This is a genomic window from Staphylococcus sp. FSL W8-0304 (genome assembly GCF_038006565.1).
Taxonomy (GTDB): Bacteria; Bacillota; Bacilli; order Staphylococcales; family Staphylococcaceae; genus Staphylococcus; species Staphylococcus epidermidis.
On record NZ_JBBOVL010000001.1, the window covers coordinates 574,736 to 591,623 of the forward strand.

At 33.2% G+C, this 16,888-nt stretch carries 11 protein-coding genes and 2 pseudogenes; 11 read left to right on the forward strand and 2 right to left on the reverse strand.

The window, feature by feature from the left end; all coding sequences use genetic code 11:
• Nucleotides 1-215 precede the first annotated feature (215 nt).
• Nucleotides 216-1,037, forward strand: a complete 822-nt coding sequence (locus NST35_RS02465; protein ID WP_340747249.1) for a formate/nitrite transporter family protein — start codon at nt 216-218, stop codon at nt 1,035-1,037.
• 439 nt (nt 1,038-1,476) lie between these two features.
• Complete coding sequence (locus NST35_RS02470) at nt 1,477-2,013, forward strand: GNAT family N-acetyltransferase (protein ID WP_002458136.1); 537 nt, start codon at nt 1,477-1,479, stop codon at nt 2,011-2,013.
• A gap of 217 nt (nt 2,014-2,230) precedes the next feature.
• Here NST35_RS02470 and NST35_RS12505 read toward each other — a convergent pair.
• Both NST35_RS12505 and nikA read right to left on the reverse strand, forming a co-directional pair.
• Nucleotides 2,231-2,513, reverse strand: a pseudogene (locus tag NST35_RS12505) (transposase); the annotation flags it as partial.
• 359 nt (nt 2,514-2,872) lie between these two features.
• A complete protein-coding gene (nikA, locus tag NST35_RS02480) occupies nt 2,873-4,348 on the reverse strand; it encodes a nickel ABC transporter substrate-binding protein (protein ID WP_002457316.1) in 1,476 nt (491 codons plus the stop codon).
• Nucleotides 4,349-4,597: 249 nt separating this feature from the next.
• On the opposite strand from nikA, the gene NST35_RS02485 reads away from it, so the two are divergent.
• The 9 genes and pseudogenes from NST35_RS02485 (at nt 4,598) to narI (ending at nt 16,870) form a co-directional block, all read left to right on the forward strand.
• A complete protein-coding gene (locus NST35_RS02485; RefSeq protein ID WP_002457315.1) occupies nt 4,598-5,317 on the forward strand; it encodes a sirohydrochlorin chelatase in 720 nt (239 codons plus the stop codon).
• A 438-nt stretch (nt 5,318-5,755) separates the two neighbouring features.
• Nucleotides 5,756-6,234: pseudogene (locus NST35_RS02490) on the forward strand (transposase); the annotation flags it as partial.
• A gap of 343 nt (nt 6,235-6,577) precedes the next feature.
• Nucleotides 6,578-8,983, forward strand: coding sequence for a nitrite reductase large subunit NirB (gene nirB, locus NST35_RS02495; RefSeq protein ID WP_002457312.1), 2,406 nt, complete (start codon nt 6,578-6,580; stop codon nt 8,981-8,983).
• Nucleotides 8,984-8,985: 2 nt separating this feature from the next.
• Nucleotides 8,986-9,300, forward strand: a complete 315-nt coding sequence (gene nirD / locus NST35_RS02500) for a nitrite reductase small subunit NirD (protein ID WP_001831573.1) — start codon at nt 8,986-8,988, stop codon at nt 9,298-9,300.
• Nucleotides 9,291-10,226, forward strand: a complete 936-nt coding sequence (gene cobA / locus NST35_RS02505; protein WP_002457311.1) for a uroporphyrinogen-III C-methyltransferase — start codon at nt 9,291-9,293, stop codon at nt 10,224-10,226. Before nirD ends, cobA begins: the two co-directional genes overlap by 10 nt.
• Nucleotides 10,227-10,405: 179 nt before the next feature.
• On the forward strand, nt 10,406-14,089 hold the full coding sequence (locus NST35_RS02510; RefSeq protein ID WP_099606277.1) for a nitrate reductase subunit alpha: 3,684 nt from the start codon (nt 10,406-10,408) through the stop codon (nt 14,087-14,089).
• Nucleotides 14,079-15,632 (forward strand): nitrate reductase subunit beta, encoded by a 1,554-nt coding sequence (gene narH, locus NST35_RS02515; RefSeq protein ID WP_002475317.1) that lies wholly within the window; start codon nt 14,079-14,081, stop codon nt 15,630-15,632. Before NST35_RS02510 ends, narH begins: the two co-directional genes overlap by 11 nt.
• Nucleotides 15,625-16,200 (forward strand): nitrate reductase molybdenum cofactor assembly chaperone, encoded by a 576-nt coding sequence (narJ, locus tag NST35_RS02520; RefSeq protein ID WP_002457309.1) that lies wholly within the window; start codon nt 15,625-15,627, stop codon nt 16,198-16,200. The genes narH and narJ overlap by 8 nt, the downstream gene beginning before the upstream one ends.
• A complete protein-coding gene (narI, locus tag NST35_RS02525; protein WP_002457308.1) occupies nt 16,193-16,870 on the forward strand; it encodes a respiratory nitrate reductase subunit gamma in 678 nt (225 codons plus the stop codon). The genes narJ and narI overlap by 8 nt, the downstream gene beginning before the upstream one ends.
• The last annotated feature ends 18 nt before the right edge of the window (nt 16,871-16,888 follow it).

Below are 16,888 nucleotides of genomic sequence, written 5' to 3' on the forward strand. Positions count from 1 at the left end.
ACCTAACCAAAGAAACGTGAAAAATTTGAGTGAATCGTTACACTTTGATGAAATGTCATAAAGTTTTCAGTTATATTGTTTAATTATTGAAAATGCTATGTATATAAACTTTTTTTAAAATTTCTATATCCTATAAATAAAATTTAATATACACATATGTCATTCTTACTTATATAATAAGTGTGAAAATAATAATGTGGATAGGATGAGAAGACATGTTCAAGAACAACAAAAGTATTGAAGATACTTATGCAACAAAATCTATTATTCAGAATATCGTTGGTCAGGCACAAATCAAACAAGTGATGGCAAAACAAACACCCATTAGATATACGTTGAAAGCAATCATGGCTGGATTTCTATTATCAATCGTTACAGTTTTTATGTTAGCAATTAAAACACAATTCGCTTCAACGCATAACGACGGTTTAATCAATCTGATGGGAGCTATTGCGTTTAGTTTAGGTCTCGTATTAGTTGTGTTAACCAACTCTGAATTATTAACAAGTAATTTTATGTATCTGACTGTTGGTTGGTATTATAGAGCAATTAGTGTAAGTAAAATGATATGGATTTTTATTTTCTGTTTTATAGGTAATATCTTAGGTGGATTTATTTTATTTTTCCTAATGAAATATGCACATGTTATGACGCCAGAAATGACAGATAGCTTAACAGCATTAGTACATAAAAAAACAGTAGAATCGACTTGGTTAAATATTTTGATTAAAGGTATATTTTGTAATTTCTTTATTAATATCGGTATTTTTAGTTCAATGCAGTTTAAAGAGGGTCTAGCCAAAGCATTCTTTATAGCTTGTGGAGTGATTGTCTTTGTATTTATGGGTTACGAACACGTTGTTTTTAACGCTGGATTATATGCAGGTATGATGTTCTTTAATATGGATGGATTATCTTGGTTGGGTGTGCTGAAAAATATTGTTTTTGCATTCCTTGGAAACTATATCGGTGGAGGCATTTTTATTGGATTAGTGTATGCATATTTGAACGGTAAACGTGACAGCCTCCAACCATAGAGGACTATTAAGTAATTGAGATTTAATCACTAGTCTTTGTCATATTGACATCTTCAAGTGATAGAAATGGATGTCTTGGTTCATGTTGAAAGTGTTTAAATTATAAAGTATCATTGCATCATTGAAATGATATATAGATTAAAGAGATGAAATCTCGAAATAGATAAGATGAGTGAGGCTTTAGTTCTGTTGTTACGTTGCCTTACTTCAAACTCGAAATCTATTTTAGATTTTAAAAATAAAGTTATTATATTTAGAATTCTGTCTTATGCTTCTATACGTTTATAAACCTGGGATATTTACAGATATTCCAGGTTTTTTTATCAGTAATAGAATCTTGACACTTTATAAAAATGATAATAAACATTTATTGACGCGCACTTATAAAAAATTTAATCTATTGTTCATGTGGATGTTCAGTACTTAAGGAGTGAAAAATATGTCGAATATTAATATTAGGGTGGCACATGAACAAGATGCTAAAGAATTACATAGCATCATGCAAGTTGCTTTTACCCCTTTAAGAGAACTTGGTATTGATTGGCCATCAGTTCACGCTGATCTTGAAATGGTTAGGGATAATTTAAGACAAAATACTACATTTGTACTTGAAAATGAAAAAGAAATTATTTCAACGATTACGGTCTGTTATTCATGGAGTAGTGTAAAACCCATTTCAGGTTATCCGTTCGTTTGGTGGTTTGCAACACGACCAACATATGATGGACAAGGGTATGGTAGTCAACTTTTAAAATATGTAGAGGAGACATTTTTACGCGATACTTTAAAAGCTGCTGCGGTAACCTTAGGAACATCAGCACGTTTGCACCCTTGGTTATTAAACATTTATGAAAAGCGGGGTTATGAAATATACGCTAAACATGAAAATGATGATGGTGATTTAGGAGTCATAATGCGTAAAATTTTAATACCAGAACAATTTAATGAGGACATTTTGGGCCGACCGCCATTTTAGAAATATTTTTGTGTTCTAGAATGATAACTTAATGAAATAGAATTCTAATGTCTTAGTGACCCTAATTGTATTATTTGTACAATACTTGATAACAATCTATAGAGTTTGGGGCATAAAGTTATTTGACTAACAAAAAGAGGCTGGAACATAAAGTTCCAAGATAAATAAAAAAAGACAATTTCTATTGAAATAATATAGAAATTGTCTTTTTTTATTATTTTTTATTTGTTTTTGATTTGAATTTCATACATTGTTGTTTTAGAGGACATTCTGAACCATCATCACATTCATATTAATTTAAATTCTCGTTTAAAACTATATTTATCATGACGATAGGCATATCTTTTAAATCCTAGTCTTTTATTGTTCGGACAAATGAATTCATCGAATTCTGTCTCGGGAATTGTTTCTATAATATCATTTACATGTCGTGAAATATCATTTGTGGGGATAAGAACTGAAGTTTGAGTAAGTTGAGTCATGTTATAATCTTTATACATAAGACACCTCGTTAATTTAGTTTATTGGTATTTATTAAATTATACGAAAGGGCCTTATTTTTTCAAAGTATTTTAATGTAAAATTACATATGAATACAAAGTATTTTGGCGAGACTCTTGAGGTAACAGGACAAGCTGAAGACTACAGGCTGAAGCTGTCCCCTAAGAAAGCGAGCCAACAATACGAAGTATTGTAAATAAAGAAGCCAGTAAATGAATTTATGAAAACTCATTTACTGGCTATTTTGCTAAGAATTATGTCCCAGGCTCATGAATAATTACATTTTTATTTCAGTCATTGACTGAGCATACTTTAAGAAAGCCTTGGACATATTTTTGTCCAAGGCTCGTATCAATTATTATTCTTTTTTACTTAATTTATAATCAATTAAATAGATAGATTCTGGTGTAACATTAAAATGTCTTACTTTATTATTCACACCATCTATTTGAGAGTTGTAAGTGATATAGCTGTTAGGAACATCTTTTTTAGATTCATTTAGTATTTCATTAGTCACTTGAGCACGTTGTTTGTCACCGAAAGTAGTATTTAATTTTTTAATTAACTGAGTGACTTTAGGATTACTATAATTACCTTTATTTAATGCACCTTCAGGTAAGTATGCAGTGTTAAAGAAATAACCTGTATCACCACGTGGCACACTTAAATAACTATACATTGAAACATCCCAAGCCTGTTTGTTTTGGAGATAACCTTCGATATCATCTACATTGCGTAATTGTATATCAACATTTGCCTTTTTAGCTTCTGATTGTATCACCTGTCCAATTTTAGGCAACTCTGGTCGGCCATCGTATGTGACCATGTTTAATTTAAGAGGATGCGATTTGGAATAACCTTCTTTAGCTAAAAGTTCCTTTGCACGCTTGATGTCTTGTGATTGTATTTCCTCTTTTTCTAATGATTTTAATCGATGGTTGAAAGGACCTGATGCAGGATCAGCATAATTTTTAGAAACATTTTTAGCAATGTCTTTTCGATTAATAATCATATCTAGTGCTTCTCTTACTTTTTTATTAACTTTTTTACTATCATGATTGTATAACATTAAATGCGTTCTAAAGCCTGATGTACTTTGAATCTTTGCTTTGTTAGATTTTTTTACATCATCAACGCGTTCAATTGGAACATCAGTAGTCAAATCTGATTTGCCTGCTAATAAGTGATCAACACGAGTATTACCATCTTCATGATAAGTGACATTAATTCTTTTTAATTTTGGCGTACCTTGCCAGTAGTCTTTGAATTGTTTTAATACGATTTTTTGCGAACGTTTATAACTGTCAATTTGATAAGGACCCGTACCAACAGGTTGATCAGTTACTTTGTTTTTAGCTTTTGTGTCGTATATAGCAGCAAATGGGCTTGCGAGTTCAGACTTTAATTCTGGATAAGGTTCTTTAGTATTGATTGTGACTTTTTGTCCATGAGCGTTGATTGATTTGATAGGAAGTGATCCTTTCAACAAATCACTTTTTTTCATTCCCTCTTCAAGACTGCGTTTTACAGCTTCGCCTGTTAAATGATGACCGTTTTGAAATTTAATATTATCTTTTAATGTGAGTTCTAGTTGATTGTCAGATACTTGATGATATTTTTTGACTAATAAAGGTTTAACTTTACCATTTTTCGACATTTTAAAAAGCGATTCCAAGGCACCTGTTTTAACTGGGATATCAGTTTCGTAAGGTGCAATTGATTTAGTTTTTAAAGGTATTTCAACATTGAGGGTGTCTTTGTCTGTACTTGAGGTGCCCCCACAGCTCGCTAAAACAAAAGATATCATGACAATAAGAGTAATCAATTTTTTCATAAATGAAATCCTCTCTAAATATGAATTATTTGAGATATTTAAAAATGTAATTATGTAGTAAATATATATACAATTGGCATGATTATATTTATAAACTCTCAACGAATTTTATTATATAACTTATAATTTAAAAAATAAAATTTTTGACAACTATGATAGTACATTTATTTAAGATACTACAATATACATTGGTACATAAATGTGATTTAATTATTCGTAATAATGATAATACAAAAGGGTGGGATAATTATGATAGGTAATATTCTAGTCGCTCATGGTATGAGAAAAGGAAATCAGAATGAAGCTTTAGAAGAATTTATCGGAACTCTATTAAAAGATGAGCAATATTATTATGAGTTAGCTTTTTTAGAAAGTGAAACACAAAATCTTGAAATCATAATGGAGAAGATGATTAAGCAAGGAATTACAAAATTTCGTATTGTACCTTTACTCATTTTTAGTGCAATGCATTATGTCAGTGATATTCCACAAATACTTAAAGAGATGAAAGCTCGATATCCACAAATTGATAGTAAAATGAGTGCGCCTCTTGGTACACATCCATATATGAAAACATTGGTAGAAAATAGAATTGCTGATGAAAAAGTCAATGAATTTTCAACCCAAGCAACTATAGTAATTGCCCATGGAAATGGAAGTGGACGTTTTACAAAAGCACACGATGAATTAAAAGCATTTGTTAAAACGCTTGATAGTCATCATCCTGTTTATGCAAGAGCTTTATATGGGACATTAGCATTTAAAAATGATTTAGATAAAATCTCAGAGCAATATGACGAGTTAGTCATTGTCCCATTATTTTTATTTGATGGTAGATTAGTGAATAAAGTAAAACGCCTTTTAGGTGAAATGACATTGCATAGTCAATTACACATAACGCCCTCGATTAACTTTGATCCAATTTTAAGATTAATTATTAGAGAAAGACTTGAAGCGTTAGATATTTAATATGTGTCAATTATTTTAAACGAATTAAAAAAATATAAATGATATGATTCGCTAAGATTGGGGGCTGGGACATAATTCCTAGCTAAATAGCCAGTAAATGAGTTTTATATAAATTCATTTACTGGCTTCTTTATTTACAATACTTCGCTTTCTTAGGGGACAGCTTCAGCCTGTAGTCTTCAGCTTGTCCTGTTCCCTCAAGAGTCTCGCCAAAATACTTTGTATTTATATGTAATTTTACTTGAAATACTTTAAAAAATAAGGCACTTTCGTATAATTTAATAAACATCACTAAACTAAATTAACGAGGTGCCTTATGCACAAAGATTATAATATGACTCAATATACTCTACCAATGGAAACTTCAGTTCTTATCCCCACAAATGATATTTCATGACATGTAAATGATATTGTAGAAACAATTCCGAGACTGAATTCGATGAATTCATTTGTCTGGACAATCAAAGACTAGGATTTAATAGATATGCCTATCATCATGATAAAAATGGTTTTAAACGAGACTTTAAATAATATGAATGTGATGATTGTTCCGAATGTCCTCTGAAACATCAATGAATGAACTTCAATTCAAAACAAATAAAAAAATAATGAAGAATTATAATTGGGAATATTTTAAAGACAAAATTAATAAAAAGCTTTCAGAACTAAAAAATTTGATGTGGATCATGTTTTTTGATTTATGAAGGCTATATTGTGTTACACTCGAATGTCCGTTCGAGGGATAAATAAAGCCAAAAGAGAACTAGGATTTGTACTAATGGCACTTGATATAAGAAAAGTAACAGCTCAACGAGCTGAAAATAATCAAAAATTTATAAAAAAGACAATTTCGATATTTTTCAATAGAAATTGTCCTTATTTACTTATCTTGGAACTTTATGTCCCAGCCTACTTAATGCTTGATGATATTGTTTCGATAGTGAATGCAGCTCATTATAAAATAGTTTGTGGTTTAAAATGATGGAGTAAAGTGTCGTTTCAATTGCAACAAATATTATTAATTAATTTATAATATTTGTTTTAATTTTGACCTCATTTTCATCCTAGAAAACCATATCCATGCCATTAGGGAAATCCCCGATTTTAAATTTAAATGTGAATTACATCACAAAAAACTGAAGTTTTGTTATAAGATGAACATGAAGAGAGAAATACAAAATGATTAAATTTCTGACCTTTTATAAAGTTACATTGTGTTTTGTATTAAAAATTTATATTGATAAAAGGGGCATTTAAAGTATGGCAAAACAAAAACTTGTAATGATTGGTAACGGCATGGCAGGGTTAAGAACGATAGAAGAGATTTTAGAACGTTCACAATCACAATTTGATATTACTATTATTGGAAAAGAACCTTATCCGAACTATAACAGAATTATGTTATCCAATATTTTACAGAAGAAAATGACCGTTGAAGATACAATTATGAATTCTTATGATTGGTATCAAGAGAATAATATTGAACTTATAAATAATGATCCAGTGGAAAAAGTTGATAAAGAAAACAAAATAGTTACTACTTCTAAAGGTATTGAAGTAGAGTATGACATTTGTATTTTCGCTACTGGATCAAAAGCTTTTGTATTACCTATACCGGGTTCAAATCTTCCCAGTGTCATTGGATGGCGAACAATTGATGATACAAATAAAATGATTGAAATTGCCCAAACGAAAAAACGCGCAGTTGTCATTGGTGGAGGTCTTCTAGGCTTAGAGTGTGCCAGAGGACTTCTAGATCAAGGAATGGAAGTGACAGTTCTTCATTTAGCTGATTGGCTCATGGAAATGCAATTGGATCGTAAAGCCGGAGAAATGCTTAAAGCGGATTTAGAAAAGCAAGGTATGAAGATTGAACTTCAAGCAAATTCTAAAGAAATCATTGGTGATAAAGATGTTGAAGCTATTAAATTAGCTGACGGTCGGGTGATTGAAACAGATTTAGTAGTTATGGCTGTTGGTATCAGACCTTATACTGAAGTTGCTAAAGATAGTGGATTAGATGTCAATAGAGGTATTGTTGTAAATGATTATATGCAAACATCTGATTCTCATATTTATGCAGTCGGTGAATGTGCCGAACATGATGGGAAAGTTTATGGATTGGTGGCGCCACTTTATGAACAAGGCAAAGTGCTAGCAGATTATTTAACTGGTAAAGAAACAAAAGGTTATAAAGGATCTACTACTTTCACTTCACTTAAAGTATCTGGTTGTGATTTATATAGCGCAGGGCAAATTGTTGAAGATGAAGATGTCCATGGTGTAGAAATTTTTAATAGTGTCGACAATATCTACAAAAAAGTGTATTTAAGTCAAGGTCAAGTCGTTGGTGCTGTCTTGTATGGTGATACTGATGATGGATCACGATTTTATAATATGATGAAAAAACATGAAACGCTTGAAGATTATACACTTGTTTCTTTATTGCATAAAGGTGATGAAGATGCGGGGACATCTATCGCTGATATGTCTGATGATGAAACGATTTGTGGATGTAATGGTGTTGATAAAGGAACAATTGTCAATGCTATAACAACTAAAGGCTTAACGTCTGTAGATGAAGTGACTAAAGCAACAAAAGCAGGTAATTCATGTGGTAAGTGTAAAGGTCAAATTGGTGAGTTATTACAATATACATTAGGTGACGACTTTATTGCAGCAAAACCAACAGGTATTTGTCCATGTACTGATTTAACAAGAGACCAAATTGTAACTCAAATCAGAGCTAAAAATCTCAAAACATCAAAAGAAGTACGACACGTTCTTGATTTCAAAGATAAAGATGGTTGTCCTAAATGTCGACCAGCAATTAATTATTATTTAAATATGGTTTATCCTTTTGAACATCGAGATGAAAAAAACTCTCGCTTCGCTAATGAAAGATATCATGCAAATATACAAAATGATGGTACTTTCTCAGTGATCCCTCAAATGCGCGGTGGTGTTACAGATGCTGACCAACTTATTCGATTAGGAGAAGTTGCTAAAAAGTATAACGTACCACTTGTTAAAGTAACAGGTTCGCAACGTGTAGGTTTATATGGATTGAAGAAAGAAGAATTACCACAAGTTTGGAAAGATCTAGGAATGCGTTCTGCTTCTGCTTATGGTAAAAAGACGCGTTCTGTTAAAAGTTGTGTTGGTAAAGAGTTTTGTCGTTTTGGTACACAATACACAACTCGACTAGGAATAAGACTTGAAAAAACATTTGAATATATTGATACGCCTCATAAATTTAAAATGGGAGTATCAGGTTGTCCGAGAAGTTGTGTAGAGTCTGGTGTTAAAGATTTTGGTGTCATATCTGTTGAAAACGGCTACCAAATATTTATAGGAGGTAATGGTGGCACTGATGTTACTGTAGGTAAATTGTTAACGACAGTTGAAACCGAAGATGAAGTGATTCAATTATGTGGTGCCCTCATGCAATATTACAGAGAAACAGGTATTTACGCTGAAAGAACAGCACCATGGTTAGAACGTATGGGCTTTGAAAATGTCAAGAATGTCTTATTAAATCAAGAAAAGCAAAAAGAACTGTATTTAAGAATTATGGAAGCCAAAAAAGCTGTTGAGAATGAACCATGGGAAGCTATTGTTGAAAATAAAGAAGCACAAAAAATCTTTGAAGTTGAGAAGGTGTAAGAATGAAAGCTAAAGAAAAGGTTAAAGTTACAACAATGAATGAAATGATTCCTCAAATAGGCAAAAAAGTAGTTGTAAACGAAAAAGAAATAGGTATTTTTCTCACAGATAATGGTGATTTATATGCCATTGGAAATATATGTCCACATAAAGAAGGACCGTTGTCTGAAGGGACTGTAAGTGGTGATTATGTTTACTGTCCGTTACACGATCAAAAAATAGCTTTAAAAACTGGAGAAGTACAACAACCTGATACAGGATGTGTAGAAACATATGAAGTAGAAGTTATTGATGGAGATATTTACTTATGTCTATAACTTATCCTGGCACAGTTTATCTAATCGGTGCAGGACCAGGCAATCCAAACTTATTAACTAAAAAAGCTGAACGATTAATTAGATCAGCTGACGTGATTTTATTTGATCGTCTCGTAAATCCTTTCATCTTGCAGTATGCTTCTTCTCAAACAAAAGTGATCAATGTGGGAAAGAAACCTTATTGTAAACACATTCAACAAGAGGAGATTAATCAAAAAATTGTTGAAGCAGCTAATCAATATCAATGTGTGGTGAGACTAAAGGGGGGAGATCCTGCGATTTTTGGTAGAATTATAGAAGAAGTACAAACATTAGAAAATCATCATATTCATTACGAGATTGTCCCTGGTGTGACATCAGCAAGTGCTGCTGTAGCAACTATGAATATAGGATTAACGATGCGTTCTATCGCACCGAGTGTGACCTTCTCAACTGGTCATTTTAAAGATTCGGTTAATCACGATACGGATATTAGGAACTTGATTAATGGAGGCACTTTAGCTATTTATATGGGTGTGAAAAGATTAGGTCAAATTATTAAACAAATTGAATCATATACGAATGAAGACTACCCCATTGCAATAGTGTTTAATGCTTCCTGCTACAATGAAAAGATTGTTATAGGTCATTTAAGTACGATTGAAGAACAATTGGTTTCTCAACAACTAGAAGGTCATCCAGGCATATGCATTTTAGGTAATATACTTGATGACATTAATCGTACGTTATTGAATAATAATAAGAATGACAAGGGAAATCTATATTTAATCAAGGGAGATAAAGAACGTGCAATTGCAAGGGCTGAAACTTTATATGATGAAGGAATCCAATGTCTGATTGATTTTGACCATAGCTACCACATTTCTCAACAAAACGTGTATAACGAAATGATTCAACACAAGAGTATTAAAACAATATATGTATAAAACATTTGGGTCTACAAGTTCATTATGAATTTGTAGGCCTTATTTTTTAGGGAATCTCTAACATCAATTAGGACATTCCCTAATATAATGGCTTTGTGAAAAAATGTACAATAAAGATAAGACACAATACCTATGCATTGAGAAAGGATATAACCTTGTATGGTGGGAGGATTAATAAAATGGGAAAATTTGGATTGAATTTCTTTAAACCGACAGAAAAGTTTAATGGAAATTGGTCGGTATTAGAGCATAAAAGTCGAGAATGGGAAAAGATGTATAGAGAAAGATGGAGCCACGACAAAGTTGTGAGAACGACGCATGGTGTTAACTGTACTGGATCATGTTCATGGAAAGTATTTGTCAAAAACGGCGTAATTACATGGGAAAATCAACAAATTGATTATCCAAGTTGTGGACCTGATATGCCAGAATTTGAGCCAAGAGGTTGTCCGAGAGGTGCATCATTTTCTTGGTATGAATATAGTCCGTTAAGAGTTAAATATCCTTATATTAGAGGTAAATTATTAGATTTATGGACCGAAGCGCTTGAAGAACAAAAGGGAAATCGAATTGCGGCATGGGCATCCATCGTAGAAAATGAAGAAAAAGCGAAACAATATAAAGAAGCAAGAGGTAAAGGTGGACACGTCAGAGCAAATTGGAAAGATGTCACAGATATCATTGCAGCTCAAATTTTATACACCATAAAAAAAGATGGGCCGGATCGTATTGCTGGATTTACTCCTATTCCTGCTATGTCGATGATTAGTTATGCTTCAGGAGCAAGATTTATTAATTTGTTAGGTGGAGAAATGTTAAGTTTTTACGATTGGTATGCTGATTTACCACCTGCATCTCCACAAATTTGGGGTGAGCAAACAGACGTGCCAGAATCCAGTGATTGGTACAATGCTTCATACATTATGATGTGGGGATCAAACGTTCCATTAACACGTACACCTGACGCACATTTTATGACTGAAGTTAGATATAAAGGGGCGAAAGTTATTTCAGTAGCACCTGATTATGCTGAGAATGTTAAGTTCGCCGATCATTGGCTTGCACCACATCCGGGTACAGATGCAGCGATTGCACAAGCAATGACACATGTTATTTTACAGGAATATTATGAAAATCATCCGAATGATATGTTTATTAACTATGCTAAGCAATATTCTGATATGCCGTTTGTCATTATGTTAGATGAAGATGAGAATGGCTATAAAGCAGGTAGATTCTTGCGTGCTTCTGATTTAGGGATGTCAGGTGAAAATAATGAATGGAAGCCAGTTATTCAAGACAAATTGAGTCAACAATTACTTGTTCCTAATGGCACAATGGGCCAACGCTGGGAAGAAGGTAAAAAATGGAATTTGAAACTTGAAACAGAGGACGGTACACCGATTGATCCAATGTTATCAATGGCTGAAAGTGACTATCATGTTGATACGATTCAATTTCCATACTTTGATAGCAGTGGTGATGGCATCTTTGAGAGACCTATTGCAACGAGAACTATTCAATTAGCTAACGGAGAGAAAGTTAAAATCGCTACGGTTTATGATTTAATGACGAGTCAATATGGTGTCCAACGTTTTGAACACGAACTAGAAGCTACATCATATGATGACGCATCTTCTAAATATACGCCCGCTTGGCAAGAACAAATTACAGGTATCAAAAAAGAGTTAGTGACGAAAGTGGCAAAAGAATTTGCACAAAATGCTATTGATACTGGTGGACGTTCAATGATTATTATGGGGGCTGGTATCAACCATTGGTTTAACTCGGATACTATTTATCGTTCAATACTTAACTTAGTACTATTGTGTGGATGTCAAGGTGTTAACGGTGGTGGTTGGGCACACTATGTTGGACAAGAAAAATGTCGACCAATTGAAGGATGGAATACTATTGCATTTGCTAAAGATTGGCAAGGTCCTCCACGTTTACAAAATGGTACAAGTTGGTTTTATTTCGCTACAGATCAATGGAAGTATGAAGAATCAAATGTAGATAAATTGAAATCACCATTAGCTGAAAATATTAAGCATCAACATCCAGCTGATTACAATGTAACGGCTGCTCGTATGGGTTGGTTGCCTTCATATCCACAGTTTAATAAAAACAGTCTATTGTTTGGAGAAGACGCTAAAGATGAAGGTGATGATTCAAATGAAGCTATCCTACAAAAAGCGATTGAATCAGTTAAAAATAAAGATACACAATTTGCGATAGAAGATCCAGATTTAAGAAAAAACCATCCTAAAACATTATTTGTATGGAGATCTAATTTAATTTCTAGTTCAGCTAAAGGACAAGAATACTTTATGAAGCACTTGTTAGGTGCGCGCTCTGGTTTAATGGCAGAGCCAAATGAAGATGATAAACCAGAGGAAATTAAATGGCGCGAGGATACAGAAGGGAAACTCGATTTATTAGTATCACTTGATTTCAGAATGACTGCAACGCCATTATATTCAGATATCGTTTTACCTGCTGCAACTTGGTATGAAAAACATGATTTATCTTCTACAGACATGCATCCATTTATTCATCCATTTAATCCAGCGATCGACCCATTATGGGAATCGCGTTCGGACTGGGATATTTATAAAACTCTAAGTAAAGCTGTTTCAGAAATGGCCAAAGATTATCTTCCAGGTAAATTTAAAGATGTCGTAACTACGCCATTAGGACATGATTCTAAACAAGAAATTTCAACTGAATACGGTATTGTAAAAGATTGGTCTAAGGGAGAAATTGAAGGTGTACCAGGTAAAACAATGCCTAATTTTTCTATAGTAGAGCGAGACTATACACAAATTTACGATAAATTCGTTACTGTTGGTCCAAAACTAGAAAAAGGAAAAATAGGTGCCCATGGGGTGAGTTATAGCGTTAGTGAAGAGTACGAAGAACTTAAAAGTATGGTTGGAACTTGGAATGATGATAATACTACTTCAGTTAAAAATGATAGACCGAGAATAGATACAGCGAGAAAAGTAGCAGATGTCATTTTGAATATATCCTCTGCTACAAACGGCAAATTATCACAAAAGTCATATGAAGATTTAGAAAATCAAACAGGTATGGAACTTAAAGATATTTCTAAAGAACGTGCTTCTGAAAAGATATCATTTTTAAACATTACTTCTCAGCCAAGAGAAGTGATTCCAACTGCAGTATTCCCTGGCTCTAATAAAGATGGAAGACGCTACTCACCGTTTACAACTAATGTGGAACGTTTAGTGCCATTTAGAACGCTAACTGGACGTCAAAGTTATTATATAGATCATGAGGTATTCCAACAATTTGGAGAAAGTTTACCGGTATATAAACCTACTTTACCTCCAATGGTATTTGGTGCTCGTGATAAAAAAGTTAAAGGTGGACAAGATACATTAGTGCTTCGATACCTTACACCTCATGGAAAATGGAACATTCATTCAACTTATCAAGATAATGAACGCATGTTGACATTGTTTAGAGGTGGGCCGGTTGTATGGATTTCAAATGAAGACGCAGCTGACCATGGCATTAATGATAACGACTGGTTAGAAGTATACAACAGAAACGGAGTTGTTACTGCCAGAGCTGTAACATCTCATCGTATGCCTAGAGGCACAATGTTTATGTATCATGCACAAGATAAACACATAGAGACACCTGGTTCTGAAATTACTGATACTCGTGGAGGTTCTCATAATGCACCTACTCGTATTCACTTGAAACCTACTCAATTAGTAGGAGGATATGCACAAATTAGTTATCACTTTAACTATTATGGACCAATTGGAAATCAAAGAGATGAGTATGTAGCTGTTAGAAAAATGAAGGAGGTCAATTGGCTTGAAGATTAAAGCGCAAGTTGCAATGGTATTGAATCTAGACAAATGTATTGGTTGTCATACTTGCAGTGTGACATGTAAAAACACATGGACAAATCGACCTGGTGCAGAGTATATGTGGTTTAATAACGTAGAAACGAAACCGGGCGTAGGATATCCAAAAAGATGGGAAGACCAAGGACAATATAAAGGTGGTTGGGTGCTAAATAAAAAAGGAAAGCTTGAATTAAAATCTGGTAATAGATGGTCAAAAATTGCTTTAGGTAAAATCTTCTATAATCCTGACATGCCACTCATTCAAGATTATTATGAACCGTGGACATATAACTATGAACATTTAACCAATGCCAAACAAGGACAACACTCTCCCGTGGCGACAGCACACTCTTTAATTTCAGGTGATAGATTGAATCTTAAATGGGGACCAAACTGGGAAGATGATTTAGCTGGAGGCCACATTACAGGACCAGAGGATCCAAATATTCAGAAAATAGAAGAAGATATTAAATTTCAATTCGATGAGACATTTATGATGTATTTACCAAGACTATGTGAACACTGTTTGAATCCAAGTTGCGTAGCATCCTGTCCATCAGGAGCTATGTATAAACGAGATGAGGATGGTATTGTTCTCGTCGATCAAGAAGCTTGTCGAGGTTGGAGATACTGTATGACTGGATGTCCGTATAAAAAAGTATATTTTAACTGGAAAACAAATAAAGCTGAAAAATGTACATTTTGTTTCCCACGAATCGAAGCTGGTATGCCAACCGTATGTTCAGAAACTTGTACAGGACGTATGAGATATTTAGGTGTTTTATTATATGACGCAGATCGTGTTCAAGAAGCGGCTTCAGCTAAAGATGAAAAAGACTTATACGAAAAACAATTAGACCTATTCCTTGATCCATTTGATGAGGAAGTCATTGCTCAAGCTGAAAAAGATGGAATAAATCAAGAATGGATTACAGCAGCTCAAAACTCACCAGTGTATAAATTGGCAATAGAATATAAAATGGCCTTTCCATTGCATCCTGAATTTAGAACTATGCCAATGGTGTGGTATTGTCCACCTTTAAGTCCTATTATGAGTTATTTCGAAGGTGAAAATGCAGGTCAAAATCCAGATATGATATTCCCAGCTATTGAGGAAATGCGTTTACCTATTCAATACTTAGCAAATTTATTAACTGCTGGCGACACAGAACCTGTTAAAGAGGGCTTGCAAAAAATGGCCATGATGCGAAGTTATATGCGTTCTAAAATAACAAACCAACCTTTCGATACATCTAAATTAGAACGATTAGGACTTACTGAAAGACAGATGACTGAAATGTATCGCTTACTAGGTATTGCTAAATATGAAGATCGTTTTGTTGTGCCTTCTTCTCATAAAGAAACATATTTAGATACTTATAAAGCGCAAGGAAGTCAAGGTTATGGTGGAGAGTACTTTGGCTCTAATTGTGAAGGTTGTGGTGTTGCAGTTCAATCAGGTAAAACTGGACAAGAAATTTATAATGAAAATTTCTATGGAGGGATCTTCCGTGATTAACCTTGAACAATTAAGTCTATACCAAGATAGCTTAGGCTATCTTGGTCAACAAATGAATTTTCCAGAAAAAATGACATTTCACCCAAAAATATTTGAAGAAACCATTTCTAAGTCTCATCCTGGCTATGAAGAATTGCTTGCATATAGAGAAATCATGATGAATTATACTTTGTCAGAAATTAAAGCTATCTATACAGATACATTTGATTTTAGTAAAAAACACCCACTCTATATGACATTTAATAAATTTGACACGCAAAAGGAACGTGGACAAATGCTAGCTAAATTGAAGGTTTTATACGAAATGTTTGGACTAAAAATGGTTGATAATGAATTATCTGATTTTCTTCCATTGATGCTACAGTTTTTGCAAGTTGCTGATTTTAAAAATGATAGTCGAGCACAGGAAAACCTTCAACTAGTCATTATGATTATTGAAGATGGCACATATGAAATGGCAAATACCCTTGCTGAAAACAATAATCCCTATGCATATGTTGTCAGTGCATTAAGAAAAACGTTAAAAGCGTGTATCATGCCTTTGAAAGAGGTGGAAAATCATGCTTAATCAATTTGTATGGATTATTTATCCATATTTATGTTTAGCAATATTTGTTATTGGACATATCGCAAGATATAAATACGATCAATTTTCATGGACAGCAAAGTCGAGTGAAATGATTGAAAAGAAACAATTAAAATGGGGAAGTTTACTTTTTCATTTAGGTATTATTCCGGTGTTCTTTGGTCATGTTGTGGGATTATTGATTCCCGCTAATTGGTTAGAGGCGATAGGTGTAAATAATCATATCTATCATATAGGTGCAGTTTATATAGGTAGTGTTTTTGGTATAATAACATTAATAGGAATGTTGTTGCTAACTTTAAGACGACTATCCATCAAAAATGTTAGACGATTAAGTTCATTTTCAGATATATTCGTAAATCTCGTTTTGTTGATTATTTTAATAATGGGTTGTTATTCTACGCTTGTAACCAATGCGATTCAACCTGAATTTGATTATCGTCAAACCATTGCGATATGGTTTAGACATTTATTCATGTTTTCTCCAAATGCTGACTTAATGTTAAACGTGCCTTGGTCGTTTAAACTGCACATATTATTAGGGTTTACAGTATTTGCGTGTTGGCCATTTACTCGTTTAGTACATGTTTGGAGTGTACCACTGTCTTATATGAATAGAAGATACATTGTTTATCGCAAAAACAAAATTTAATTTATTATGAGGTGAAAG